The sequence below is a fragment of the Ramlibacter sp. AN1133 genome (assembly GCF_037890035.1).
Classification (GTDB): domain Bacteria; phylum Pseudomonadota; class Gammaproteobacteria; order Burkholderiales; family Burkholderiaceae_C; genus Ramlibacter.
This window is the reverse complement of sequence record NZ_JBBKTQ010000008.1, coordinates 1-24,669: the sequence shown is the minus strand read 5'-3', so window position 1 is coordinate 24,669 and position 24,669 is coordinate 1. Positions and strand designations below refer to the sequence as shown.

The 24,669-nt window shown below is 70.4% G+C and carries 29 protein-coding genes; 13 read left to right on the top strand and 16 right to left on the bottom strand.

Annotated elements, in window-relative coordinates; translation table 11 throughout:
• Nucleotides 1–1,407: a bifunctional aminoglycoside phosphotransferase/ATP-binding protein gene (locus WG923_RS12850; protein ID WP_340351366.1), complete on the top strand. Its 1,407-nt coding sequence runs from the start codon at nt 1–3 to the stop codon at nt 1,405–1,407.
• Here the strand turns inward: WG923_RS12850 and WG923_RS12845 are convergent.
• Nucleotides 1,404–2,279: a hypothetical protein gene (locus tag WG923_RS12845; RefSeq protein ID WP_340351365.1), complete on the bottom strand. Its 876-nt coding sequence runs from the start codon at nt 2,277–2,279 to the stop codon at nt 1,404–1,406. The two genes, WG923_RS12850 and WG923_RS12845, sit on opposite strands and share 4 nt — an antisense overlap.
• Nucleotides 2,280–2,385: 106 nt before the next feature.
• On the opposite strand from WG923_RS12845, the gene WG923_RS12840 reads away from it, so the two are divergent.
• On the top strand, nt 2,386–3,372 hold the full coding sequence (locus tag WG923_RS12840) for a ribose-phosphate diphosphokinase (protein ID WP_340351364.1): 987 nt from the start codon (nt 2,386–2,388) through the stop codon (nt 3,370–3,372).
• On the opposite strand, the gene WG923_RS12835 is transcribed toward WG923_RS12840, so the two are convergent.
• Nucleotides 3,350–3,997 carry a phosphoribosyltransferase gene (locus tag WG923_RS12835; RefSeq protein WP_340351363.1) on the bottom strand — a complete coding sequence of 216 codons (648 nt, stop codon included), beginning with the start codon at nt 3,995–3,997 and terminating at the stop codon, nt 3,350–3,352. The two genes, WG923_RS12840 and WG923_RS12835, sit on opposite strands and share 23 nt — an antisense overlap.
• A 128-nt stretch (nt 3,998–4,125) precedes the next feature.
• On the opposite strand from WG923_RS12835, the gene WG923_RS12830 reads away from it, so the two are divergent.
• Together WG923_RS12830 and WG923_RS12825 are read left to right on the top strand one after the other, a co-directional pair.
• A complete protein-coding gene (locus WG923_RS12830) occupies nt 4,126–4,749 on the top strand; it encodes a nitroreductase family protein (RefSeq protein WP_340351362.1) in 624 nt (207 codons plus the stop codon).
• A gap of 41 nt (nt 4,750–4,790) precedes the next feature.
• Nucleotides 4,791–5,132 (top strand): HPF/RaiA family ribosome-associated protein, encoded by a 342-nt coding sequence (locus WG923_RS12825; protein ID WP_340351361.1) that lies wholly within the window; start codon nt 4,791–4,793, stop codon nt 5,130–5,132.
• Between the two features lie 58 nt (nt 5,133–5,190).
• On the opposite strand, the gene WG923_RS12820 is transcribed toward WG923_RS12825, so the two are convergent.
• Nucleotides 5,191–5,709, bottom strand: a complete 519-nt coding sequence (locus WG923_RS12820) for a flavodoxin (RefSeq protein WP_340351360.1) — start codon at nt 5,707–5,709, stop codon at nt 5,191–5,193.
• A gap of 135 nt (nt 5,710–5,844) precedes the next feature.
• Between WG923_RS12820 and WG923_RS12815 the strand changes: the two genes are divergently transcribed.
• Together WG923_RS12815 and WG923_RS12810 are read left to right on the top strand one after the other, a co-directional pair.
• Complete coding sequence (locus tag WG923_RS12815; RefSeq protein WP_340351359.1) at nt 5,845–6,495, top strand: BON domain-containing protein; 651 nt, start codon at nt 5,845–5,847, stop codon at nt 6,493–6,495.
• Nucleotides 6,496–6,513: 18 nt separating this feature from the next.
• Nucleotides 6,514–7,404 carry a ribose-phosphate pyrophosphokinase gene (locus WG923_RS12810; protein WP_340351358.1) on the top strand — a complete coding sequence of 297 codons (891 nt, stop codon included), beginning with the start codon at nt 6,514–6,516 and terminating at the stop codon, nt 7,402–7,404.
• A gap of 15 nt (nt 7,405–7,419) precedes the next feature.
• Here the strand turns inward: WG923_RS12810 and fnr are convergent, their stop codons facing one another.
• Together fnr and WG923_RS12800 are read right to left on the bottom strand one after the other, a co-directional pair.
• Nucleotides 7,420–8,238 carry a fumarate/nitrate reduction transcriptional regulator Fnr gene (gene fnr, locus WG923_RS12805; RefSeq protein ID WP_340351357.1) on the bottom strand — a complete coding sequence of 273 codons (819 nt, stop codon included), beginning with the start codon at nt 8,236–8,238 and terminating at the stop codon, nt 7,420–7,422.
• Nucleotides 8,239–8,274: 36 nt separating this feature from the next.
• Nucleotides 8,275–8,658: a response regulator gene (locus WG923_RS12800; protein WP_340351356.1), complete on the bottom strand. Its 384-nt coding sequence runs from the start codon at nt 8,656–8,658 to the stop codon at nt 8,275–8,277.
• 212 nt (nt 8,659–8,870) lie between these two features.
• Between WG923_RS12800 and WG923_RS12795 the strand changes: the two genes are divergently transcribed.
• Nucleotides 8,871–9,317 (top strand): universal stress protein, encoded by a 447-nt coding sequence (locus WG923_RS12795; protein WP_340351355.1) that lies wholly within the window; start codon nt 8,871–8,873, stop codon nt 9,315–9,317.
• Between the two features lie 139 nt (nt 9,318–9,456).
• Nucleotides 9,457–9,900 (top strand): hypothetical protein, encoded by a 444-nt coding sequence (locus WG923_RS12790; protein ID WP_340351354.1) that lies wholly within the window; start codon nt 9,457–9,459, stop codon nt 9,898–9,900.
• A 71-nt stretch (nt 9,901–9,971) separates the two neighbouring features.
• Here the strand turns inward: WG923_RS12790 and WG923_RS12785 are convergent, their stop codons facing one another.
• From WG923_RS12785 to guaB, 6 genes are all read right to left on the bottom strand, one after another.
• Nucleotides 9,972–10,889, bottom strand: a complete 918-nt coding sequence (locus tag WG923_RS12785; RefSeq protein ID WP_340351353.1) for an LD-carboxypeptidase — start codon at nt 10,887–10,889, stop codon at nt 9,972–9,974.
• On the bottom strand, nt 10,886–12,241 hold the full coding sequence (gene tadA, locus WG923_RS12780) for a tRNA adenosine(34) deaminase TadA (protein WP_340351590.1): 1,356 nt from the start codon (nt 12,239–12,241) through the stop codon (nt 10,886–10,888). The genes WG923_RS12785 and tadA overlap by 4 nt, the downstream gene beginning before the upstream one ends.
• Nucleotides 12,242–12,279: 38 nt before the next feature.
• Entirely contained in the window at nt 12,280–12,504 is a 225-nt protein-coding gene (locus tag WG923_RS12775; RefSeq protein WP_340351352.1) for a hypothetical protein, read from the bottom strand.
• Nucleotides 12,504–13,124, bottom strand: a complete 621-nt coding sequence (locus tag WG923_RS12770; protein ID WP_340351351.1) for an FMN-binding negative transcriptional regulator — start codon at nt 13,122–13,124, stop codon at nt 12,504–12,506. Before WG923_RS12770 ends, WG923_RS12775 begins: the two co-directional genes overlap by 1 nt.
• Nucleotides 13,125–13,205: 81 nt before the next feature.
• Entirely contained in the window at nt 13,206–14,819 is a 1,614-nt protein-coding gene (guaA, locus tag WG923_RS12765; RefSeq protein ID WP_340351350.1) for a glutamine-hydrolyzing GMP synthase, read from the bottom strand.
• Nucleotides 14,820–14,954: 135 nt separating this feature from the next.
• The gene (guaB, locus tag WG923_RS12760; RefSeq protein WP_340351349.1) at nt 14,955–16,424 is read right to left on the bottom strand and encodes an IMP dehydrogenase; all 1,470 of its coding nucleotides are present in this window, start codon (nt 16,422–16,424) and stop codon (nt 14,955–14,957) included.
• Between the two features lie 123 nt (nt 16,425–16,547).
• Between guaB and WG923_RS12755 the strand changes: the two genes are divergently transcribed.
• Nucleotides 16,548–17,069, top strand: a complete 522-nt coding sequence (locus tag WG923_RS12755) for a DUF4124 domain-containing protein (protein ID WP_340351348.1) — start codon at nt 16,548–16,550, stop codon at nt 17,067–17,069.
• On the opposite strand, the gene WG923_RS12750 is transcribed toward WG923_RS12755, so the two are convergent.
• Both WG923_RS12750 and WG923_RS12745 read right to left on the bottom strand, forming a co-directional pair.
• Complete coding sequence (locus WG923_RS12750) at nt 17,063–17,395, bottom strand: RnfH family protein (protein ID WP_340351347.1); 333 nt, start codon at nt 17,393–17,395, stop codon at nt 17,063–17,065. The genes WG923_RS12755 and WG923_RS12750 overlap by 7 nt on opposite strands.
• Complete coding sequence (locus WG923_RS12745; protein WP_340351346.1) at nt 17,395–17,835, bottom strand: type II toxin-antitoxin system RatA family toxin; 441 nt, start codon at nt 17,833–17,835, stop codon at nt 17,395–17,397. Before WG923_RS12745 ends, WG923_RS12750 begins: the two co-directional genes overlap by 1 nt.
• Nucleotides 17,836–17,896: 61 nt before the next feature.
• Here WG923_RS12745 and smpB point away from each other — a divergent pair, with 61 nt between their 5' ends.
• The 4 genes from smpB (at nt 17,897) to WG923_RS12725 (ending at nt 20,240) form a co-directional block, all read left to right on the top strand.
• Complete coding sequence (gene smpB, locus WG923_RS12740) at nt 17,897–18,370, top strand: SsrA-binding protein SmpB (RefSeq protein WP_340351345.1); 474 nt, start codon at nt 17,897–17,899, stop codon at nt 18,368–18,370.
• An 84-nt stretch (nt 18,371–18,454) separates the two neighbouring features.
• Complete coding sequence (locus tag WG923_RS12735) at nt 18,455–18,844, top strand: COG4315 family predicted lipoprotein (protein ID WP_340351589.1); 390 nt, start codon at nt 18,455–18,457, stop codon at nt 18,842–18,844.
• Nucleotides 18,845–18,892: 48 nt separating this feature from the next.
• Nucleotides 18,893–19,420: a sigma-70 family RNA polymerase sigma factor gene (locus WG923_RS12730; protein WP_340351344.1), complete on the top strand. Its 528-nt coding sequence runs from the start codon at nt 18,893–18,895 to the stop codon at nt 19,418–19,420.
• A 10-nt stretch (nt 19,421–19,430) separates the two neighbouring features.
• On the top strand, nt 19,431–20,240 hold the full coding sequence (locus WG923_RS12725; protein WP_340351343.1) for an anti-sigma factor family protein: 810 nt from the start codon (nt 19,431–19,433) through the stop codon (nt 20,238–20,240).
• A 134-nt stretch (nt 20,241–20,374) separates the two neighbouring features.
• Here the strand turns inward: WG923_RS12725 and WG923_RS12720 are convergent, their stop codons facing one another.
• The 3 genes from WG923_RS12720 to typA all read right to left on the bottom strand — a co-directional run bounded on the left by WG923_RS12720 (nt 20,375) and on the right by typA (nt 24,444).
• Nucleotides 20,375–21,460, bottom strand: coding sequence for an enoyl-CoA hydratase/isomerase family protein (locus tag WG923_RS12720; RefSeq protein ID WP_340351342.1), 1,086 nt, complete (start codon nt 21,458–21,460; stop codon nt 20,375–20,377).
• A gap of 94 nt (nt 21,461–21,554) precedes the next feature.
• The gene (locus tag WG923_RS12715; RefSeq protein ID WP_340351341.1) at nt 21,555–22,427 is read right to left on the bottom strand and encodes a DMT family transporter; all 873 of its coding nucleotides are present in this window, start codon (nt 22,425–22,427) and stop codon (nt 21,555–21,557) included.
• Nucleotides 22,428–22,614: 187 nt separating this feature from the next.
• Entirely contained in the window at nt 22,615–24,444 is a 1,830-nt protein-coding gene (gene typA, locus WG923_RS12710; protein ID WP_340351340.1) for a translational GTPase TypA, read from the bottom strand.
• Nucleotides 24,445–24,669: the final 225 nt, after the last annotated feature.

Sequence of the window (24,669 nt, the reverse complement as noted above, 5' to 3'; positions counted from 1 at the left end):
ATGGACGCCACCGCATCGCGCGCCCTCGTGCAGGCCCTGGCCCGCCGCCTCGGCGGGCAACTGATCGAGACGCACATCTCCTGGGTGCTGCTCGCGGGCGAGTTCGCGTACAAGGTCAAGAAGCCGCTGCGGCTGCCCTTCGTGGACTACTCCACGCCCGAGCGCCGGCGCGCCTTCTGCGAGGAGGAAGTCCGGCTGAACCGGCGGCTCGCGCCCGGCCTGTACCTGGGCGTGGCGCGCATCACCGGCTCGATCGACGCCCCGGACATCGACGGCAGCGGCGCGGCGCTGGAGCACGCGGTGCGCATGCGGCGCTTTCCGCCCGGGGCCCTGCTGAGCGAACAGGCCGCGCGCGGCACGCTGGACGCGCCCCTGGTGGACCGGCTGGCGCAACGCCTGGCCGCCTTCCATGCCGAGGCCCCGCGCTGCACGCCCGGCCCGACCGACCTGCGTTCGCGCGCGCTGGCCGCGCTGCAGGGCGCCCGCGGCCTCTGGCCCGCGCCGCAGCAGGCGCAGCTGGCCCGCTGGATCGACGAAGAGGCGGAGACGGTGCTGCCGCTGTGGCACGCGCGCGCCGCTGCCGGCCACGTGCGCGAAGGCCATGGCGACCTGCACCTGGCCAACCTGCTCACGCTGGACGGAGAGGTGATGGCGTTCGACGCGGTGGAGTTCGACCCGTCGCTGCGCCGCATCGACGTGATCGAGGACATCGCGTTCACCGTCATGGACCTGTCCGCGCAGGACCTGCCCGGGCTTGCCTGGCGGCTGCTGGATGGCTGGCTGCAGCACACGGGCGAGTACGAGGGCGTGCCGGGCCTGCGCCTGTGCCTGGCCTACCGGGCGCTGGTGCGCGCCCTGGCCTGCCATCTGCGCGAGCCGCACGGTGCCGACGCGCAGCGCTACGCGCGCGCGGCGCTGGGCTGGAGCGCGCCCGCGGCACCGAAGCTGTGGATCACCCACGGCCTGCCCGGCTCGGGCAAGAGCTGGCAGTCGCAGCGGCTGCTTCAGGACAGCGGGGCGGTCCGCATCCGCTCGGACGTGGAGCGCAAGCGCCTGCACGGACTGGCGCCCCTGGCGCGCTCGCGCGAGCAGGGCCTGGACCTCTACACGCCCGAGGCCACGGGGCAGACCTATGCGCGCCTGCTCACGCTGGCGGGCCCGCTGCTGGCTGCCGGCTGGCCCGTGGTGCTCGATGCGGCCTTCCTGCGGCGCGCCGAGCGCGACGAGGCGCGCGCGCTGGCCCGCACCTGGGACGTGCCTCTTGAAATCGTCGATTGCGAGGCACCGCTCGAAGTGCTGCGCGACCGGCTGCGAGCGCGGGTGGACGACCCGTCCGAAGCCGACCTCTCCGTGCTGGAGCGGCTCGCCGCCGCCCGCGAGCCGCTCGGGGACGACGAGCGAACCTAGCGCGCCGACGCCTGCCGCTGCACCTCGTCGCGCTTCATCCGCAGGTAGGCGTCGCGCTCCACTTCGTGCAGCTGGCGCGGATAGCGCTCCGTGGCGTCGAACCAGGCACGCAGCCGCTTTTCGAGCTGCTGGCCCGGCGGCAGGGCGAGCGAGTCCAGGTAGGCGTCGATCGCGAGGTAGTAGCGCATCGTGTTGCGCTCCACCACGCCGCGCAGGCCGTCCACGAACTCCTCCTGCCCGGCGCGGCCCACGCGGGTGAAGCCGACCTTGTCGCGGCCGATGGTGCCCAGGTACAGCTGCATGGCCAGGCGGCTGGCGCCCCCGTAGCCCATGCCGTAGCCCAGGTGCAGGAAGGTGCGGCCCCCCGGCAGCGGCACCGCTTCGGCGAACAGGCGGTAGTCGCGCGTGTCGTAGGGCCCGTCGGGCGCGTCCATCTGCACCGCCAGGTAGTCGGGGCGCGCCTGCGGCGCCCGCCAGGCGAAATCGAGCAGCGAGGCCGACTGCACCGCCTGCGGCTCCTTGCGCCCCACCCGCAGCTGCACGCGCGGGACGCCCTCCATCTCGGCGCGGCGGCAGTACTTCGTGTTCAGGTGCAGGATCAGGATCTCGCACCACTGGGCAGGGTCCGACAGCGCGCCGGACACGGCCCCGAAGGGATGCTCCAGCACCGCGTAGACATCGCCCTCGATGCGGCGCGGCGGCTCGTCCGACTGCAGCACCAGCGGTCCCCCGAAAGCATTACCGGCAAGCTGAGGCGCCAGGCTCGCATGGCGCGCGGCCAGCGCCGCCGGGCCCAGCAGGCCCGCCGCCTGGACGGCGAAGGACAGCAGCAGCGACGAAAGAGCCGCCGCGAATGCGCGAAACGTCTTCATGGCCTCCAATCTTGCGCGCCTGCCGCGCCCGTGCTTGACCGGCGTCAAGCCCGCAGCACCCGGGCGGCAGCAGATTCGGCGCACCGATCCCACGAATGATGCCCCAATGAGCCTCGCCCCCCCTTGCCTCTTCGCCATGCAGGCCAGCCGCGCCTGGGGCGAAGCCGTCGCCGCCCAGCTGGGCGTCCAGCTTTCGCCGCACGAGGAGCGGGCCTTCGAGGACGGCGAACACAAGACGCGGCCGCTCGCCAGCGTGCGCGGGCGCGACGTGTTCGTGCTGCAGTCGCTGCACGGCGACACCGCGCAGGGCGTCAACGACAAGCTGTGCCGGCTGCTGTTCTTCATCGGCGCGCTCAAGGATGCCTCGGCCGGCACGGTCACCGCCGTCGTGCCCTACATGCCCTACGCGCGCAAGGACCGCAAGACGAAGGTGCGCGACCCCGTCACCACGCGCTACGTCGCCGCGCTGTTCGAGGCGGTGGGCACCGACCGCGTGGTGACGCTGGACGTGCACAACCTCGCCGCCTACCAGAACGCCTTCCGCTGCCGCACCGAGCACCTCGAGGCGGCGGGCATGTTCGCGCGGCACTTCGCGCAGCACCTGGGCGAGCGGGGCGCGGTGGTGGTGGCGCCGGGCGCCGCCGACATCAAGCGCATCGAGCAGTTCCGCCGCCGCCTGTCCTCCGCGCTGCACCGGCCGGTGGGCGCGGCCTTCGCCGACGAGGCCCGCGGCGAGATGGACACGGGCGGCGAACTGATCGTGGGGGATGTCAAGGGCCGCTGCGTGATCGTGATCGACGACCGCATCGGCACCGGCACCACGCTGGCCCGCACGGCGCGCGCCTGCCGCGCGCAGGGCGCCGCCGAAGTGCACGCGGCGGCCACGCACGGCCTGTTCGTCGGCAACGCCGCCGACCTGCTGGCCGACGACGCCGTGAGCAGCATCGTGGTCACGGACACGGTGCCGCCGTTCCGGTTGCCCCCGGGCCCCGTGCGCGACAAGCTGCGGGTGCTGCCCACGGCTGCCCTGTTCGCGGCCGCGATCTCGCGCATGCACACGGATGCTTCGCTCACGGAGCTGATGGAGGGCTAGGCCTGGCGGCAGCCAGCAGCGCGATCACCTCGTCGTCCTCGAGCTGCGGGAACGAGGCATAGAACTGCCCCACGGCCGCGAAGCCCGCCGGCGCGGCCAGGCACACGACCTCGTCGCAGTACTTGCCGACCAGCCGCACCGCATCGGGCGAGGCGACCGGCACCGCGCACACCAGGCGCGCCGGACCGCGCTCACGCACCGCGTGCAGCGCCGCCACCATCGTCGCCCCGGTAGCCAGCCCGTCGTCGACCACGATCACCACGCGCCCCGCCGCGTCGGCCGGGCCGCGTCCCGGCGTATAGAGCTGCCGGCGCCGGGCGAGCTCCTGCAGCTGGTCTTCCTTCTGTTCCTCGAGGTACGCCGCGGTGGCGCCCACGGCTGCCGCATGCGGCGCCACGTAGGTCCAGCCGGCCTCGTCGACGGCGCCCACGGCGAATTCCGGCGAGCCGGGTGCATGCAGCTTGCGCACCAGCACGAGGTCGAGGTCGCCCGCCAGGCGCTGCGCGAGCACAGCGCCGATGGGCACCGCGCCGCGCGGGATCGCGAGCACGAGCGGGTGCGTGCCGCGCAAGGGCGCCAGCGCATCGGCCAGTCGTTCGGCGGCTTGCTGTCGGTCCCTGAACATGCGTGGTCCCCGGGCCCGTCCGGGCCGCGGGGTGGCTATGTTGCGCCTCTTTCTTGAGGAAGCGCAAGCCCGGCCCTGCGCCCGTGCGTCATCTTCGGGTTGTGGCAACGCTCAGGAGGATCCGGTCCATGGCCACCATCCCGTCCGACCCGCTCATGGACACCATGCAACTGCCGACGCCACGGCTGCAGGGGACCCTCACGCTCGAGGCGGCGCTGAAGAAGCGCCACAGCACGCGCGAATACCTGCCCGACGCATTGACGCTGGAGCAGGTGTCGGCCGTGCTGTGGGCCGGCTTCGGCGTGAACCGCCCGGGCAGCTGGGGCCGCACGGCCCCGACCGCGTGGGACGCGCAGGAGATCCTGGTGTACGCGATCCTGCCCCAGGGGGCCTGGTGCTACGACGCGCGCGAGCACCGGCTGGTGCGCGTGCGCACCGGCGACCTGCGGGGGCTGACGGGCACGCAGGACTTCGTCGCCGTGGCGCCCCTGAACCTGGTGTACGTGATCGACCAGCAGCACCTGGCGGCCGCGGGCGGCATCGATCCCGAGGAGCACGGCATGCTTGCCGGCGCGGACGTCGGCTGCATCGTCGAGAACATCTACCTGTACTGCGCGGGCGCGGGGCTCGCCACCGTGGTGCGCGGCCAGATCGACCGCCGCGCGCTCGGCGAGGCCCTGGGGCTCAAGCCGCACCAGCGCGTGGCGCTGGCGCAATCCGTCGGCTTCGCGCGCCCGGCCGCCACGCATTGAACACGCACAACGATTTGCCAGCAGAAGAAGGAAGGACACGCATGAAACTGCCACTCGACCTGCGATTCATCGGGATGGCGCCGTCGCAGGCGCTGGAAGACGCGGTGAAGGGCAAGGTGGCCCAGCTCGACCGCTTAGGATCCGACGTCATCGCCTGCCGCGTCACGATCGAGCAGGAGCACAAGCACGCGCAGCAGGGGCGGCCCTTCGCCGTGCGCATCGACGTGACCCTGCCGGGGCAGCAGGTCGCGGTCAACCGCGTGCAGGACGAGGACGCCTATGTCGCCCTGCGCGATGCCTTCGACGCCGCGCGGCGCCAGGTGGAGGAAACCGTGCGCATCCGCCGCGGCGAGGTCAAGCAGCACGCGGGCGACGCCGGCTGATCGCCCCGGGGGCGACTCTCGCCACGCAAGGCCGGCGGCAACGCCGGCCTTGGTCGTTTCAGGCCGCCGACAGGCCCGTTTCGGAGCACTGCACCGCGGTGCTGCGCGGCTGCAGGAAGTCCCCGAACGCGCGCACGCGCCCGGCGCCGCCCTCGCCTTCCAGCTCCGAGGCCGTGAAGGTGGCGTTGTGGATCGGCGCATGCCCCAGCAGCTGCGCGACCTCGGGCACTGCGCTCACCGCGTCCTCCGACTTCAGGATCGAGACGATCGCCACGCGCCGCATCTGCTCGCGGTGGTGGCTCAGGAAGGCGCGCATGGCGGCGGGTACGTGGCCGGCCAGCATCGGCGTGACGATCACGATGGTGCGGAAATCGCCCGGCTCGGGGCCCTGGTAGGCGATCGGCGCGTCGCGGTGCAGCAGCGAGTCGAGCAGCGGCCGCAGCACGCCGGGCGTCTCGGGGTGGGAGCGCAGGTCGTGGATCTCGCCCACCGGCCAGCCATGCTCCGCGTTGAGCTGCCGCGCGACGTCCCGCGCCAACCCCGTCTCCGAGTAGACCACCACGAGCATGCTGTCCATGTGCCTGTTCCTTTCGTACTGCAGCAGCGATTCTTCGGTCCCGGCAGCGCACGAACCTTGAGCTGCATCAACGGCAGGCGGCAGCCGCGGCGCGATCTTGTCCAGGGTGGGAGGCGCACGCGCAAGGAGGGCTCGATGAAGGACGACTCGCAACTGCAATCCGACATCCAGGCCGAACTGGCCTGGGATCCCGGCGTCAATGCCGATCGCGTGGTGGTGGGGGTGCGCGACGGGGTGGTCACCCTCTCCGGCGTGGTCGACACCTGCCTGCAGAAGCGCGCGGCGGAACTCGCCGTGCGAAGGGTGTCCGGACCGCGCGGGCTGGCGCTCGAGCTGCAGGTGCAGCTGCCGCCGGAACTCAGGCGCAGCGACACCGAGATCGCGCAGGCCGCGCTGCATGCGCTGGACTGGCATTCGCACGTGCCGGAGGACAGCGTGGACGTGCGGGTGGAGGACGGCTGGGTCACGCTGACCGGCGAGGTGGACTGGAGCTACCAGTCCGCGAGCGCGGAGCAGTGCGTGCATCCGCTCATGGGGGTGCGCGGCGTGACCAACGCCATCCGCCTGCGCCGCCGCGCGGACCCGGAGCAGCTGCGCGACGAGATCGCCGCCGCCTTCGCCCGGCGCGCCCAGCGCGACGCGAGCCACATCGCGATCGAGGTCGAGGGCAGCGTGGTGACGCTCACCGGCCGGGTCACGTCCCTGGCCGAGCACGACGCCGCCATCGGCACCGCCTTCGCCGCGAAAGGCGTCACGCGCGTGGTCGACCGCTTGCAGGTGGGCTGAGGTACGCTAGGCGGGGTCATGAACACGACGATCCTGGCCCTCCCCGGCGCCGAGAACCTCGCGCAGACGCTCGCGTCGCTGCTGCATTGCCCGGCCAGCATGCTGGAGGTGCACCGCTTCCCCGATGGCGAAGGCCTGGTGCGGCTGCGCACCGGCGTGGAAGGCCAGCGCGTGCTGCTGGCCGCCCACCTGGACCACCCCGACGACAAGACGCTGCCCCTGCTGTTCGCCGCCGACGCGGCGCGGGACCTCGGCGCGGCCGAGATCGGGCTGGTCGCCCCCTACCTGCCCTACATGCGGCAGGACGACCGCTTCCACCCCGGCGAGGCCATCACCTCGCGCACCTATGCCCGGGTGCTGTCCGCGGCCGTGGACTTCATCGTGACCGTGGACCCGCACCTGCACCGCATAGCCTCGCTGGATGCGATCTACGCGACGCGCACCGGGGTGGTGGCGGCGGCGCCGGCCATCGCCGAATGGCTGGCCCGCGAAGTGCCCCAGCCGCTGCTGGTGGGCCCGGACAGCGAAAGCGAGCAGTGGGTGGCCGACGTCGCCGGCCGCATGGGCGTGCCCTACGTGGTGATGACCAAGGAAAGGCGCGGCGACCGCGACGTGCAGGTGCGCATGCCGCACGGGGCGAGCTGCGAAGGGCGGGTGCCGGTGCTGCTGGACGACATCGCCTCCAGCGGCCACACGCTGGCGATGGCGGCGCACGTGCTGCGCGGCGCCGGCTGGGGCCGGCCGCTTTGCATCGCGGTGCATGCGCTGCTGGACAGGAACGGGCTCGACCTCCTGCACCACGCCGGCATCGCCCGCGTGGTCAGCTGCGACACGATTCCGCACCCCACCAATGCCATCGCCCTCGGACCGTGGCTGGCCGAGGGCGTGCGAGGGTTCCTGGGGGACTGAAGCCCCGCGCGCCGCTTACTGGACGCGCGTCTCGAAGGCCTGCGTCAGCCCGTCGAGGTCGATGATGCGCACGTGCTTCTTGTCCACTTCCAGCAGGCGCTGCTGCTGGAACGCCGAGAAGGTGCGGCTGACGGTTTCCAGCTTCATGCCCAGGTAGCTGCCGATCTCGGCGCGCGACATGCGCAGGTGGAACTCGCTGGCCGAGTAGCCGCGGGCCTTCATCCGCTGGGAGATGTTCAGCAGGAAGGCGGCCAGGCGCTCTTCCGCGTTCATCGAGCCGAGCAGCATCATCAGGCTGTGCTCGCGCACGATCTCGCGGCTCATGAGGCGCGAGATCACGTGCTGCAGGTCGGGGCTGACCGTGGCCAGCTCGCTCAGGTGGGAATAGGGGATGGCGCAGATCTCGGCATCCTCCAGGGCCACGGCGGCACTGGCGTGCTTGCCGGAAGCCAGGCCGTCCAGGCCCATCAGCTCGCCGGCCATCTGGAAGCCGGTGACCTGCTCGCGGCCGTCCTTGAGCGTCAGCACCGACTTGAAGGTGCCGCTGCGCACCGCGTAGATGAACTGGAACTTCTCGCCCTCGTGGTACAGCGCCTGGCCTTCCTTGACGCGGCGGCGGGCGAACATGAGGCTGTCGAGGCGCTGCACGTCGCTGCCGGTCAGGCCGCAGGGCAGGCACAGGTCCTTGAGGTGGCAGGTGGAGCAGAGGGTCTTGAGCGGGGCGGGCGCGGCGTCGCTGTTGGCGGCGGAGCGGGCGCGGGGGACGATCTGCACCGGGAGGGTGATGGTCTGTTCGGCAGGGGTCGCGCTGGCGCGGGGGGTGGCGGTCTGCATGGTAAGGCCCTCTTTCATTTTCGTGTGACTCTCGCCTCAGTGGACGCGGCGGCCGGCGGTGGCCACGGCTTGCGCCAGCTGGTCGAATTCGGTGCTCTTGTCGAGGAAGCGCACGGCGCCCTCCCCGAGGTAGCGCTTGCGGTAAGCGGGTGCGGAGTTGTTGCTGAACACCACGAAGGCCACGGCGGGGTCCTGGGACCGGATGGCCTTGAGCACCTGCAGGCCGCTGCCGCCTTCGAGCTGCACGTCCAGCACGACGACGTCCGGGTGCGAGCTGAGGATGCCTTCGATGCAAGAGTCGGGAGTGGCGCCTTCCCCCACGATCGCCATCTGGGCGTTCGCCAGCAGGGCGTTGACGCGCTGGCGGATCTGCTGCGAGTCGTCCGCGAGGAACACCTTCAGGGAACCGTTCGAATCCATGGCCGTGACTATCGCGCGGGCGCCCTCCCGCGGACATCGGCAACGGCTGAATTGCTGGCTCGGACGAGTCCGAATCCGGCTCGGGCGCGCGCCGAGGCACCCTAGGAATCGTCCTAGAACGACGACAGGCGGTCGAGTTGATGCGGCGCAAAGGGAAATGCCGCAAAGGGACCAAGATGGGTGAGAAGACCCACGCACCCAAAGGAGCTCGTATGTACAAGCGCATCCTCGTCCCGGTGGACGGCAGCGAAACCTCCAACCGTGCCGTGGTCGCCGCCCTGCAGATGGCGCGCGAGAACGGCGGCCGCATCCGGCTGGTTCACGCGCTGGATGAACTGGCCTACCTGTCCGGCTACGAATACAGCGCCGACCTGCTCAAGGCCGCGCGCGACCAGGGCTCGCGCGTGCTCGAAGACGCGCAGGTCATGGCCAAGTCGGCCGGCGTCCCCGCCGACGGCAAGCTGGTCGAGACGGCCGGCCGGCGCCTGGGCGAACTGGTGGCCGAAGAGGCCCGCAACTGGGAAGCCGACCTGGTGGTCGTGGGCACGCACGGCCGGCGCGGCATGAGCCGCATCCTGCTGGGAAGCGGCGCCGAGCAGGTCCTGCGGCTGGCGCCGGTGCCCGTGCTGGCGGTGCGCACGCCGCATGCACCGCACTGACCGTGCGGGCGGGCGCCAGCGCCCGCCCCTCACCCGGACCTGCTGGTATTCCCTGTCATACGAAGGCTCGCGGGCCGCAGGCCGGTGCGGACAATGAGCGCTTCCGTTTACATCAAAGTCCCTCGCAAGTGGCGTTTTCGTGAAATCCGGCACGATCGGGCCTTGCAAGCTGGCGACAATGGGAATAATTTTGATCCCCACGGCGCCACCGGTTTTGCGTGGCAGGGACTTTTCAGAAATGCGTTGGTTCAAAGGCGGTCTTCGTAACAGCGTGTACGGTCTCCTGGGCAATCCCGTTGCCCAGAGCGACTCCACCTTGGAAAACAAGACGGAAGACATCCGCGAGGCGATGCTCGAACTCCTCGGCGAAGGCGCGACGAAGCAGTTCGCGAACGTCACCCGCCGCATCCGTTACGCCAACGACATCCAGGCGCTCTGGTATCTGCGCGGCGACCTGATGGCCGCGCTGGCCACCACGCTCGGCGAATCGGCGGCGCGCCAGCAGGTGCAGCGCATCACGCAGATGTTCCAGGGCATGCTGCCCGGAAGCCTGAATTCGCGTCCGAGCCCGCTCATGGGGTGAGGGCTGCGGCCTGAAGAAGAAAAGCGCGGGTCTCCCGCGCTTTTTTCATGGGCGGCGCCCCGCACCCGGCGTCAATGCAGGTGCCCCCACAGCAGGAACGCATCCCGCCCCTCCGCTGCCAGCGTCACCTTGGCGCCCACCGGCAGGCAGACCTTCGTCGGCACATGGCCGAAGGGCAGCCCCGTGAGCACGGGCGCCTTCACCTGCGTGCGCAGCCAGTCGATCACCGTCTTGAGCTTGAAGCCCTTGTCGTGGGAGTACGGCACCCAGTTCGTGAACTGCCCGAACAGGATGGCCTTCTGCTTTTGCAGCACGCCCGCATAGAGCAGCTGCGTCAGCATGCGCTCGATGCGATAGGGATGCTCGCTCACGTCCTCCAGGAACAGGATCCCGCCCTTGACCTGGGGCATCCACGGCGTGCCCGTGAGCGCGGCGACCATCGCCAGGTTGCCGCCCCACAGCACGCCCCTGGCCTGCAGCGGCTGGTCGAGCGCTTGCCCGCGCGGAAGCTGCCAGCCCGTGCCCTCGCCCTGCCCCGCCACCAGGTCCTCGAAGCAGGCCTGCATGATCTCGTCGGGTGGCGCCTCCACGCCGAAGTCCTCGCCCACGGCGGGCCCCGACCACGTGACGCGGCCGGTTTCGGCCAGCACCGCGTTCTGGAAGGCCGTGAAGTCGCTCAGGCCCACGAACTGCATGCCGCGGTCGATCGCCTTGGCCACCGCCTTGTATGGCAGCGCGGGCAGCAGCCGCGTGAGGCCGTAGCCGCCGCGCGTGATGATGGCGACGTCCGCGCCGCTGGCGGCCGCGCGCCCGATCGCCGCGAGCCGCGTCGCGTCGTCGCCGGCGAACCGCATGTGGGTCGCGAACGCGGCAGGATCGACCTCGACGTCGTGGCCCAGGGCCTTCAGCCGCGCGATGCCGCGCTTGACGGCGGCCTTGTTGCGCACGGCGCTCGAGGGGGAAAAGATGTAGATGCGCTTTTTCGTCACGGGCGGAAGTATCCCACCGCCCTGTGCGCGATCGCCTCGCCGTGCTCCTGCACGAAATGGCCGGCCTGCGGCAGCACCATCGCCTCGGGGCAGCCGCGGATCTGTGCGCGCAGCGCCTCCATCACCGGCACGCCCAGCACGGGGTCCTGCGCGCCGATGGCCATGAGGCTGCGCCCCTGCCATTGCCGCGCGAGGAAGTCGCGCGCCTGGCGCGAGATCGCCGCGCCCGGCGCGTCGGGCGCATCCGGCACCATCGCCGGGAAGGCGCGCAGGGCCGCGCGATGCCCGCTGTCCGGGAAGGGCGCGTTGTAGGCCGCGCACTCCTGCGGCGTCAGGTGCGGGTTGCCGCGGGCGAACAGGCGCGCGACGTCGAAGTCCGGGTTCTTCGCGCACATCTCGCGCCAGGCGAGGAAGCCCGGGCTGAGCGGCGCGTCGCCCGTGCCCAGCGTGGTGTTCATCACCAGCAGGCCCCGATAACGCTCGGGCGCTTCCATGGGCAGCGTGAGCCCCAGCAGCCCGCCCCAGTCCTGCACCACCAGCACGATGTCCGCCAGGTCCAGCCGCTCCACGAATTCCAGCAGCACCTGCCGGTGCCATTCGAATCCGTGCGCAGTCGCGCGCTTGGGCTTGTCGCTCCTGCCGAAGCCGACCAGGTCCGGGGCCACCACGCGTCCCCCTGCCTGCAGGAACACCGGGATCATCCGGCGGTACACGTAGCTCCAGGAAGGATTGCCATGCAGGCACAACCACGTGAGCGGCGCGTCGCGCGGGCCCTCGTCCAGGTAATGCATGCGCAGGCCCGCCAGCGCCGGCAGGTCGTTCACGTAGTGCGCTGGCCACGGGTAGTCCGGCAGTCCGGCGAAGCGGTCCTCGGGCGTGCGCAGCGCGTCCTCGCGCAGGGGCTGGGCGTTCATGCGGGTCTCCTGCCGGCGGGCGCGGAAGAATTCGGACAGCAGCGCGCCGCATTCGTCGGCCAGCACGCCGCCGGCGACCCGGGTCTGGTGGTTGAGGCGCGCCTGCGCGAACAGGTCGAGCACCGAGCCGGCGGCGCCGGTCTTGGGGTCGGGTGCGGCATAGACGACGCGGGCGAGCCGCGCATGCAGCATCGCGCCGGTGCACATGGCGCAGGGCTCCAGCGTGACGAACAGCTCGCAGCCGTCGAGGCGGTAGTTGCCCAGCGCCTGCGCCGCTTCGCGCAGCGCGCGGATCTCGGCGTGCGCGGTGGGATCGTGCTGCGTGACCGGCGCGTTGTGGCCGCGGCCGACGATCGCATCGCCGTGGACGACGACGGCGCCCACCGGCACTTCACCCGCCGCGGCGGCCAGGCGCGCCTGCGCGAGCGCTTCGCGCATGCAGGCAGCGTCGCGCGCCGCTCCGGCGGGCGGCAGCTTCACTTGCCTTCGTCGGGCAGCGCGCGCGGCTGCTGCATAGCGCCCTGCACCGCCTGCTCGAACTGCTGCACCTGCTGCTTCGGCGTGCCGGTGGGCGCCGCGACCCCCGCGGGGGCGTTGGCCGGCGGCGGCGGGGCCACGCCCGAGGAAAGCTGCTTCCTGGCCAGCATGCCCACGATCAGCACCACCAGCAACAGCCCCAGCACGCTGAAGATCGCCCGCATCACGCTCCTCCCAATCCGAGCCGCTGCATCCACTGCGCGAGCTCGCGTTCGTCCTCGTTGCCGGCCGCGTAGGTCTCGCGCATGCGCGCGTGCGACTCGGGCCGGTGCTGGTTGACCTTGAGCTTGCAGGCCCATTCCAGCACTTCCAGTTCCAGGCCGACGATGCCGGCCAGCATCTTGTGCGTGTAGTCCTCGGGCAGCGCCTGCCACTGCGCGGCGTACGCCGGCTCGTGGTCGGCGATCAGCTTCTTCAGCAGCGCGTCCTTCGCTTCGGCCGTATCGAGCAGGTGCGCGCGCACCTTGCAGTGCACGGTCAGGTAGTTCCAGCTCGGCACGCGCTGCAGGTCCGGATAGATGGCGGGCGACTGGTAGGCATGCGGCCCCATGAACAGGGCCAGGCCCTGCGGCCAGGCCTGCAGGTGGCGCCAGTGCGGATTCGGTTTCGCGCAGTGACCGAGCAGCACGAAGCGGCCATCGCGCTCTTCCAGGTGCAGCGGCAGGTGCGTGACGAAGGGGAAGCCCTGGTCGTCGGTGGAGACGAGCGTCGCGAAAGGATGCCGCCGCATCAGCTCCGCCGCGATGGCGGGATCGTTGGAGCGGAACTGGGGGGGCTGGTACATGGCCGGATTATCGCGCCGGAGCGCGCCCGCAGCCCCGGGGCGCCCCCACCCCGGCCCTCCCCCGGAGGGGAGGGAGGAAGATCATTCCCACTCGATGGTGGCGGGCGGCTTGCTGCTCACGTCGTAGGTCACGCGGTTGATGCCGCGCACCTCGTTGATGATGCGGCTGGAGACCTTCTTCAGCAGCACGTAGGGCAGTTCCGCCCAGTCGGCCGTCATGAAGTCGCTGGTCTGCACCGCGCGCAGCGCCACCACGTAGTCGTAGGTGCGGCCGTCGCCCATCACGCCCACGCTCTTGACCGGCAGGAAGACGGCGAAGGCCTGGCTGGTGAGCTCGTACCAGGTCTTGCCGCTCGCCTCGTCGCGGAAGTTGCGCAGTTCCTGGATGAAGATGTCGTCGGCGCGGCGCAGGAGGTCCGCATATTCGCGCCTGACCTCGCCGAGGATGCGCACGCCCAGGCCCGGGCCCGGGAAGGGATGGCGATAGACCATCTCCGGCGGCAGGCCCAGGGCCACGCCCAGCTCGCGCACTTCGTCCTTGAACAGGTCGCGCAGCGGCTCCAGCAGCTTCAGGCCGAGCTGCTCCGGCAGGCCGCCCACGTTGTGGTGGCTCTTGATCGTGACGGCCTTCTTGCTCTTGGCGCCGCCCGACTCGATCACGTCGGGATAGATCGTGCCCTGCGCCAGCCAGGCGACATGGCGCGCATGCGATTCCTTGATCTTCGCCGCTTCGGCCTTGAACACGTCGACGAACAGGCCGCCGATGATCTTGCGCTTGCGCTCGGGGTCGCTCACGCCCGCCAGCCGGCCCAGGAACAGGTCGGCGGCATCCACGCGCAGCACCTTCGCGTGCAGCTTGCCGGCGAACATGTCCATCACCATGTCGCCCTCGTTCAGGCGCAGCAGCCCGTGGTCCACGAAGACGCAGGTGAGCTGGTCGCCGATGGCGCGGTGGATCAGTGCCGCGGCCACGGAGGAATCGACGCCGCCCGACAGGCCCAGGATCACTTCCTCGTCGCCCACCTCCCGCCGGATCGCCTCCACGGCTTCGGCGATGTGGTCGCGCATCACCCAGTCGGGCCGTGCCTTGCAGATCCCGAGCACGAAGCGCTCCAGCATCGCGCGGCCCTGCAGCGTGTGCGTGACCTCGGGGTGGAACTGCACGGCGTAGTAGCCGCGGGCCTCGTCCGCCATGCCGGCGATCGGGCAGCTCTCGGTGGAGGCCATCAGCTTGAAGCCGGGCGGCATCTCCACGACCTTGTCGCCGTGGGACATCCAGACGTTCAGCATGCCGTGGCCTTCGGGCGTGGTGAAGTCCGCGATGTCGCGCAGGAGTTCGGTGTGGCCGCGCGCGCGCACCGCGGCGAAGCCGAACTCGCGCTTGTGGCCGGCCTCGACCTTGCCCCCGAGCTGCTGCGCCATGGTCTGCATGCCGTAGCAGATGCCCAGCACCGGCACGCCCAGCTCGAACACGGCCTGGGGCGCGCGGTCGGTCGTCTCCTCGTACACGCTCGCGTGGCTGCCGGAGAGGATCACGCCCTTGAGCCTGCCGTCGGCCGCGTATTCGCGCACCCACGCGTCGCCCACGTCGCAGGGATGGACTTCGGAATAGACGTGCGCTTCGCGCACGCGCCGCGCGATCAGCTGCGTGACCTGGGAGCCGAAGTCGAGGATGAGGATCTTGTCGTGTTGCATCTTTACATCGGATGTCGTATCCGCTGGCGTGAACGGGCCCACTCCACGGCCGCGCGAATGTCGTCCTCGGTCACACCGAGTTGCTCGAGTTTTCGGCGCACCTGCTCGGCCACGGATGGTGCTCGGCGGCCTGGCTCACTCCGCCCGGTAGTTCGGCGCTTCCTTCGTGATCTGCACGTCGTGCACATGGCTCTCGCGCATGCCCGCCGCCGTGATCTGGACGAACTCGGCGCGCTGGCGCAGGTCCTCGATCGAGGCGCAGCCGCAGTAGCCCATGGCCGCCCGCACGCCGCCGGAAAGCTGGTAGACGATGGTGACCATCGAGCCCTTGTAGGGCACGCGGCCCTCGATGCCTTCCGGCACCAGCTTGTCGGTGTTGGGGTTGGCGCTGGTCGCTTCCTGGAAGTAGCGGTCCGCGCTGCCCTGCTGCATGGCGCCGATGGAGCCCATGCCGCGGTAGCTCTTGTAGCTGCGGCCCTGGTACAGGACGATCTCGCCCGGCGCCTCCTCGGTGCCGGCGAACATGCCGCCCATCATCACGGTGCTGGCGCCCGCGGCGATCGCCTTGGCGATGTCGCCGGAATAGCGGATGCCGCCGTCCGCGATCAGCGGCACGCCGCTGCCGGCCAGCGCCGTGGCCACGTTGTCGATGGCCGTGATCTGCGGCACGCCGACGCCCGCGACGATGCGGGTGGTGCAGATCGAGCCGGGGCCGATGCCGACCTTCACCGCATCGGCGCCGGCTTCCACCAGCGCGCGGGCGGCCGAGCCGGTGGCGATGTTGCCGCCGACCACGTCGACCTGCGGATAGTTCTGCTTGACCCAGCGCACGCGATCGATCACGCCCTTGCTGTGGCCGTGCGCCGTGTCCACCACGACCACGTCGACGCCGGCCCGCACCAGGCATTCCACGCGTTCCTCGGTGCCCTCGCCCACCCCGACCGCCGCGCCCACGCGCAGGCGGCCGCTCGCATCGCGAGCCGCGCTCGGGAAGCTGGTCTGCTTGGTGATGTCCTTGACGGTGATGAGGCCCTTGAGCTCGAAGGCATCGTTGATCACCAGCAGGCGTTCCAGCCGGTGCTTGTTCAACAGCGCCTTCGCGTCGACCAGGCTGGTGCCCTCGCGCACCGTGATCAGCTTGTCGCGCGGGGTCATGATCTGGCTCACCGGCACCTCGTAGCGCGTCTCGAAGCGCAGGTCGCGGCCGGTGACGATGCCCACCACCTTGCCCGCATCGAGCACCGGGAAGCCGGAGATCCCCAACTGCTCCTGCAGGGCCATCACCTGGCGCACCGTGTGCTGCGGCGTGATCACGACGGGATCGCGCAGGACGCCGGACTCGTAGCGCTTGACGCGCGCCACTTCGGCGGCCTGCTGCTGCGGCGTGAGGTTCTTGTGGACGATGCCGATCCCGCCTTCCTGCGCGATGGCGATGGCCAGGCGCGCCTCCGTCACCGTGTCCATGGCGGCGGACACGAGGGGCAGGTTCAGGTGGATGTTGCGGGAGAACTGCGTCGCGAGGGATGTGTCCTTGGGCAGGACCTGGGAGAACGCCGGCACCAGCAACACGTCGTCGAAGGTGAGCGCTTTTCCGAGAAGGCGCATGGGAAGGGCTCCAAAAAAAGGATTGTACCCGCGTGCACTTTTGCACGGCCGGCGTGGGGCTGCCACGCCACGCTCACCCGTGCGGCCGGCGACGCGGCCGGGTTGCCGAGCTACACTGGCCCGATGAACGCCGTCCGCATCGCCCTGCTCTCGCTCCTGTGCCTCGCGCCCCTCGCGGCGTCAGCCGAATGGCAATGGCTGGACAAGGACGGCCGCCGGGTCTTCAGCGACCAGGCGCCGCCGTCCGACATCGCGCCGAACCGCATCCTCAAGCAGCCTGGCATGCGCAACGCCAGCGCGCCGACGGAAGCCACGGCTGCGGCAACCCCGGCCAGCGGCGCCCGCGCGGCCACGGACGCGGCGGCCAGGCCCTCCGGCAAGGACAAGCTGCTGGAAGAAAGGCGCAGGCAGGCCGAGGCCGCCGAAGCGGAGAAGAAGAAGCTCGAGGAAGCCAAGGTCGCCGCCATCCGCGCCGACAACTGCACGCGCGCGCGATCGGGCAAGGGCACCCTCGAGTCGGGCCAGCGCATCGCCATCGTGAACGACAAGGGCGAGCGCGACATCATGGACGACAACCGGCGCGCCGCGGAGATCAAGCGCCTGGACGACATCATCGCGCGCGAGTGCCGCGCGGACCGTCAGTAACCGGGCTTGCCTCCGGGCCGGCGCTGGGCGAACAGGCCCGCGGCGCGCGCCCCCTGCTGGCGGAAACGCTCGCGCCGCGCCACCTTCGGATCGACGCGCAGCAGCCGGTAGATCTCGACGCGATCGCCTTCGTGCAGCGGCTGCTGCGGGCCGCAGCGGCGGCCCCACACACCCAGTTCCCCCTCGCCCGGCGCCCGGCCGCCCGCAGCGGCCGCGAACCCGCTTGCGCGCACCGCGTCGGCGACCGTGGCCCCGCCGGGAAGTTCGAGCGGCCACTCCAGCACTTCGCGCGCCGAGGGCGACCAGCAGACGATCACGCGGGGCATCAGCCGTAGACCTGTTCGGCCCGCTTGACGAAGGAATCGACCAGGGTGCCCGCGATCTTGTCGAACACCGGGCCGATCATCGCGGACAGCGCCGCGCTCTTGAAGCTGTATTGCATCTCCAGCGTGACCTTGCAGGCGCGCTGGCCGGCCTCGCCCAGGGGCTGGAATTTCCAGGTGCCATCGAGGTTGGAGAACGGTCCGTCCACCAGCTTGATGCGCACTTCCCGCCCCGGCACGTGGTAGTTGCGCGTGGTGAAGGTCTGGTGGATGCCGCCGAAGGCCAGGCCCATTTCCGCCTTCATGCCATCGGGCTCGAGCGCCACCACGCGCGAGCGGTCGCACCAGGGCAGGAACTCGCAGTACTTGGCGACATCGGTGACCAGCCCGAACATCTCTTCGGCGCTGTACCAGATCAGCACGGACTTGTGGATGGTTTTCATGGAGAATTGCGGTCCCGCACGGCCATTGTAGAGAGCCCGTGCCGGCCTCACCTGTCAGTTCATGGCGACCAAGAAAGAAACCCCCGCGCGCATCGCAGACAACAAGAAGGCCGCCTACAACTACTTCTTCGAGGAGCGGTTCGAGGCGGGGATCGTGCTCGAAGGCTGGGAGGTGAAGGCGATGCGCGAGGGCAAGGCGCAGCTCACCGACGGCTACGTCGTGATCCGCGACGGCGAGCTGTTCCTCATCGGCTGCCAGATCAACCCCCTGAAGACGGCCTCCACCCACGTCAAGCCGGAGGCGGCGCGCACCAAGAAGCTGCTGATGCACAAGGACGAGATCCGGCGGCTGGTGGGCAAGGTGGAGCAGAAGGGCCACACCCTCGTGCCCATCCAGCTGTACTGGAAGAACGGCCGCGCCAAGGTGGAAATCGCGCTGGCGAAGGGCAAGGCCACGCACGACAAGCGCGACGTGATCAAGGACCGCGAAGGAAAGCGCGAGGTGGAACGCGCCATGAAGGAGCGGCACCGCTGAGCCCCCGCCAATTTGGGCGGGGACAGGAATAAACCGCGGCGCGCGGACGTTCATGAGGGTGAAAACCACCCCAAAAGGAGAACGATCATGCGCTTTGCCTCCCTCGTCGCCCCGCTGGCCTGCGCCGTCATGCTGGCCGCCTGCGGCTCCATGTCGATGTCGTCGTCCGCGCCCGCGAAGCTCGCCGACGGCGTCTTCGTCGGCCCCAACGGAATGACGCTCTACACCTTCGACCGCGACACCATGGGCTCGGGCAAGTCGGTGTGCAACGGCCCCTGCGCGACCAACTGGCCGCCGCTGATGGCCAGCGCCAGCGACAAGGGCTCCGGCGACTGGAGCGTCGTGGTGCGCGACGACGGCTCCCGCCAGTGGGCCTACAAGGGCAAGCCCGTGTACTTCTGGGCCAAGGACACCAAGCCCGGCGACCGCACCGGCGACAACGTGAACAACGTGTGGCATCTCGCCCGCCCCTGAGGTGTTCGTCCCGATGCGCCGCGCCGCGGCGATGGGCTAGGCTAGCGCATGAGCACTCCCACGGCGTCCCACAGCCTCGTCGGCCACATCCCGGACCTGCGGCGCTACGCGCGTTCGCTGACCGGCGATGCCTGGGCGGCCGACGACCTGGTGCAGGACACGCTGGAGCGCGCCTGCGAACGCTGGCAGCTCTGGTCCGCGGGCAGCGACCTGCGGGCCTGGCTGTTCACGCTGATGCACAACCTGTTCGTCGACGGCGCGCGCCGGGCCGTGCGACAGGGGGGCCAGCACGTGGACCTCGATGACGTCGCGGCCGACCTCGCCGCGCCCGCCGAGAGCCCCGAGTACGCCCTGGACCTCCAGCGCTGCCTGCTGCGGCTGCCGCCGGAACAGCGCGAGGTGCTGCTGCTCGTGACCCTGCAGGACCTGCGCTACGAGGATGTCGCGCGCATCACGGGGGTGCCCATGGGCACCGTGATGTCGCGCCTGTCGCGGGCCCGCAGCCGGCTGCGCGAGTTGATGGAGGGCGGCGCCGCGGCGGCTGCCCGCGGCCCCGCGCTGCGCCGCCTGAAGTGATGGAACGACCATGAAGGACTCAAGCTACCCGATGGCCGAGGATCCCGAGCTGCACGCCTACGTGGACGGCCGCCTCGACCCCCTGCAGCAGGCCGCGGTGGAAGCCCGCCTGGCCGGCGATGCGGCGCTCGCGCGCCAGGTCCATGCCTGGAAGGCGCAGCGCCTCGCCCTGCGCGACATGCATGCCGACGTGCTGCAGCAGCCCGTGCCCCCGCACCTGCTGCAGGCCGCGCAGGTGCTCGATCACCGCAGCAACCGCTTCGTGCAGTGGCAGCGCTGGGGCGGCATGGCGGCGTCCATCCTCGTGGCCTTCCTGGCAGGCTGGGCCGGCCACTACCAGTGGCAGGAACGCGTCACCACGGTGGCCACGGGTTCGCGCGCCACGGGGCAGTTCGTGCGGCAGGCGTCGGTCGCCTACTCGGTGTACGTGCCCGAGGTGCGGCATCCCGTGGAAGTCGAGGCCGCGCAGCAGCAGCACCTGGTGCAGTGGCTCTCCAAGCGGCTGAACCGGCCGCTGAAGCTTCCGAGCCTCACGCCCGCGGGCTACGAGCTGGTGGGCGGGCGGCTGCTGCCCGGCGACAGCGGCGCGCGCGCCCAGTTCATGTACCAGAACGCCAATGGCGAGCGCGTGACGCTCTACGTGGGCGCCGTGGAAGGCGCCCCCGGCAAGGGCATGGGCGAAACCGCCTTCCGCTTCACCAACGAGGCGGGCGTCGCGAGCTTCTACTGGGTCGAGAACGGCTTCGGCTACGCCATCTCGGGCAAGCTGCCGCGGCCGGCCATGCTGGTGCTGGCGGAGTCGGTGTACCGGCAGTTGTGACCGCATTGCGGTCTTGGCGGGCTGCGTCTCCGTAGGCTGGTGGTGGAGCGATAGCGAAACCCCAGCGCTCGCGGCGCTCGCGCATCGCTGGGGTTCCTTCGTCACCGCCAGCCTACCGGCCTCTCCCCGACTGCCTATGCCAGCCCGCGCAGCGGATGCGCATGCGCCGGCCACGGGCTGTCGAAGAACGCCCGCACCATCTCCGGCGTGACGTCCTCGATGGCCGGCGGATTCCACTTCGGCGCGTGGTCCTTGTCGATGGCCAGCGCCCGGATCCCCTCGAAGGTCTCGCTCGCCGCGCCCGGGCGCAGCTGGAAGCAGTGGCGGATCATGTCGCGTTCCATGCGCAGGTCCTGCGCCAGCGTCAGGTGGCGCGCGCGGCGCAGGTGTTCCAGCGTGACGTGCAGCATCAGCGGCGAACGCTGGCGCAGCAAGGCCGCCGTGTGCGCGGCCCACTCCGAGCCGTCGGCTTCCAGGGCGGCCACGATTTCGGCCACGGTGTTCCGCCCGAAGAAGCGGTCGATCTCCGCGCGCCGGCTGGCGAGTTCCAGTCCCGGCGCGGCCGGAGGTTGCCGCAGCCGCTCGCACAGCTGCTCGAACGCCGGCGCATCCGCCAGGCTGTCCCACACGAACGCCAGTTCCGCCGAGGCGAGCACGCCGTCCGCGAGGCGCGCGGCCAGCGCGTCGGCCCAGCCGATCGCGTGGCCGGTGAGCGCGAGGTACTCGCCGATGCGCCCCGGGCAGCGCGCGAGGAACCAGCCGCCGCCCACGTCCGGGAACAGGCCGATGTTGGTCTCGGGCATCGCCATCTTCGTGCGCTCGGTGACGATGCGCAGGCTGGTGTCGCCGCCGTGGGCGGAGATGCCCATGCCGCCGCCCATCACGATGCCGTCGAGGAACACGATGTACGGCTTCGGGTAGCCGTGCACGAGGTGGTTGAGCGTGTATTCCTCGGTGAAGAAGTCCTCCAGCCGCGGATCGCCCGCCAGCACCGCCTGGTGGAAGAAGCGGATGTCGCCGCCGGCACAGAAGGCGCCGAAGGGGCCGTCCCGGCCCATGCCGCGCACGGCGACGCGCTCCACGCGATCGTCGTCGCGCCATTCCAGCAATGCGGCGGACAGGTCGCGGATCATGTCCAGCGAGAGCGCGTTGAGCGCCTTCGGCCGGTTCAGCGTGAGGAAGCCCGCGCTGCCGCGCACTTCGGCGATCACGTCGCTCATTCGAAATCCTCCCCCGGGCTTGTCCGCTGCGCGGCCTTCGCCTCCCCCCTCCGCAAGCGGAGGGGGCGAGCGCCTTCGGGCGGCCGTGCGGTGCTCATGCCCGCTGCCTCCACCCCACCACTTCATTGACCACCAGCGCGCCGATCACGAGCGCCCCGCCGGCAAGGACGGCCTGGCTGGGAATCTCGTCCGCCCCGACCCAGGCCAGCACGATGCCGAAGATCACCTCCAGCAGGGCCAGCAGCGCGATCTCGGGCGCCTGGAGCACGCGCGCGCAGACGACCGCCAGCGCGCACGGGATCGCCAGTTGCACCAGCCCCAGCAGGGCAAGCAGGCTCACGTCGTGCGCCGACGCGCGCAGGGGCATCGCCAGCGGCAACGTGACGAGCGAGGAGATCGCCGCCCCCAGCAGCACGGCCGGCACGAGGTCGACGTTGCGGCCCTGCGCGTGCGCGCGCTGCGAGATCGTCCAGTTGATGCCGCTGGCGAGCGGCACGCACAGGGCGACCAGCGTGCCGGCGAGCTGGCCGCCATCGAGCTCGGCGCCGTACATCCACGCGATGCCGCCGCCGGCGACGAGGATCGCGAGCCAGGTGCGCGCGGGGATGCGGTGGCCGATGAAGATGCGCGCGATCAGCGCGGTGAGGAAGGGGCCGATCGCCATGGTGACCAGCACGTTGGCCACGCTGGTGAGCGTGAGGGCCACCATGAAGGCCGTGAACATGACGCTCCAGCACAGCCCCGACATCCACAGCGGCCAGCCGCCGGTGCGCAGCTTGCCGAACACCGCCCGGCCCTGGAAGAACGGCAGGATGACGAGCAGCGACAGCACGGTGAAGAAGCTGCGCCAGAACGTCACCTCGAAACTGCGCGCCTGTTCCAGGTGCCGCGTGATCACGCCCGCGATCGACCACATGAGGGTCACGGCGACCATGAGGAATACCGCTTTGGTGTGAGTCAGCTTCATTGTTGTTCTGGGGCGCCGTAGAAAACAAGATACCGGACGCAGAGGACGCAAAGGGTACGCAGAAGACGCAAAAAAGAAATCTTTCGATGGATGTTCTTTTGCGTCCTCTGCGTACCCTTCGCGTCCTCTGCGTCCGGCTGTCCGGATGTCCGGCTGTTCAACAGCCCGCGATCTTACGCGGCGCGGCTTACGCCGCTTCGCGCAGGGCGCGCTTGCGCTCGTGCTCTTTCAGGTAGCGCTTGCGCAGGCGGATCGACTTCGGCGTGATTTCGACCAGTTCGTCGTCCTCGATGAACTCCACGCCGTATTCCAGCGTGAGGTCGATCGGCGGCGTGACCTTGATCGCGTCTTCCTTGCCGGAGACGCGGAAGTTCGTCAGCTGCTTGGTGCGGGTGGCATTGACCACCAGGTCGTTGTCGCGGTTGTGCACCCCGACGATCATGCCCTCGTACACCGGGTCGTTCGCCTTGACGAACATGCGGCCGCGGTCGTCCAGCTTGCCCAGCGCGTAGGTGAAGATCTCGCCGTCGTCCATGGAGATCAGCACGCCGTTCTTGCGGCTGGCGATCTCGCCCTTGTAGGGCTCCCAGCCGTCGAAGATGCTGGCGATCAGGCCCGAGCCGCGCGTGAGGTTCATGAACTCGTTGGAGAAGCCGATCAGGCCCCGCGCCGGGATGCGGTACTCCAGGCGCACCCGGCCGCGGCCGTCCGGCTCCATGTTCACCAGCTCGCCCTTGCGTTCGCCCAGCGCCTGCATCACGCCGCCCTGGTGCTGGTCCTCGATGTCCACCGTGACCAGTTCCACCGGCTCGCAGCGCTGGCCGTCGATCTCGCGGAACAGCACGCGCGGCTTCGACACGGCCAGCTCGTAGCCTTCGCGGCGCATGTTCTCCACCAGGATGGTCAGGTGCAGCTCGCCCCGGCCCATCACCTGGAACACGCCTTCCTCGCCGGTCTCGTTCACGCGCAGGGCCACGTTGGACTGCAGTTCCTTCTGCAGCCGGTCCCAGATCTGGCGGCTGGTCACGAACTTGCCCTCGCGCCCCGCCAGCGGCGAGGTGTTGACGCAGAAGTTCATCGTCAGCGTCGGCTCGTCGACCTTCAGCATGGGCAGCGGCTGCGGGTTGAGCGGATCGGTGAGCGTCACGCCGATGCCGATGTCCTCGATGCCGTTGATCAGCACGATGTCGCCGGGGCCGCACTCCTTGACCTGCACGCGCGTCAGGCCCTCGAAGGTCAGCACCTGGTTGACGCGGCCGCGCCGCTGCCTGCCGTCCGGGCCTTCCATCACCAGCACGTCCATCATCGGACGGATCGTGCCCTGGTTGACGCGGCCCACGCCGATGCGGCCCACGAAGCTGGAGTAGTCCAGCGCGGAGATCTGCAGCTGCAGCGGCGCCTCGGGGTCGCCCTCGTGCTGCGGCACGTGCGCCAGGATGGTGTCGAACAGGGCCGACATGTCGGGGCCCCACTTCTCGCCGGGAGCGCCTTCCTGCAGCGAGGACCAGCCGTTGATGCCGGAGGCGTAGACCACCGGGAAATCGAGCTGTTCGTCGGTGGCGCCGAGCTTGTCGAACAGGTCGAAGGCGGCGTTGACCACCTTGTCCGGGTTCGCGCCCGGCTTGTCCACCTTGTTCACGACCACGATCGGGCGCAGGCCCAGGGCCAGCGCCTTCTTGGTCACGAAGCGCGTCTGCGGCATCGGGCCTTCCTGGGCGTCGATCAGCAGCAGCACGCCGTCGACCATCGACAGCGCGCGCTCCACCTCGCCGCCGAAGTCCGCGTGGCCGGGGGTGTCGACGATGTTGATGTGCGTGCCCTTCCAGCTCACGGCGCAGTTCTTGGCCAGGATGGTGATGCCGCGCTCGCGCTCGATGGCGTTGTTGTCCATCACGGTGTCGACCACCTTCTCGTGCTCGGCGAAGGTGCCGGACTGCCTCAGCAGCTGGTCGACCATGGTGGTCTTGCCGTGGTCGACGTGGGCGATGATGGCGATGTTGCGGATTTGCGTAGTCATACGTTCTCTGGCTCGGCCACGCCGAGGATTTGCTGGATTTCGATCGGGCTCAGCAGGCGAGTCGGAATCAACTCTCCGGCGTGGACGTGTGCGGTGCCCAGGAGGACCGGCACACTCCTCCCCCCTCCGGGGGGAGGTTGGGTGGGGGGCGCTTCGGCCCGGGAGGGGGGGGGGGGGGGGGGGGGGGGGGGGGGGGGGGGGGGGGGGGGGGGCGGCGCGCCGGGG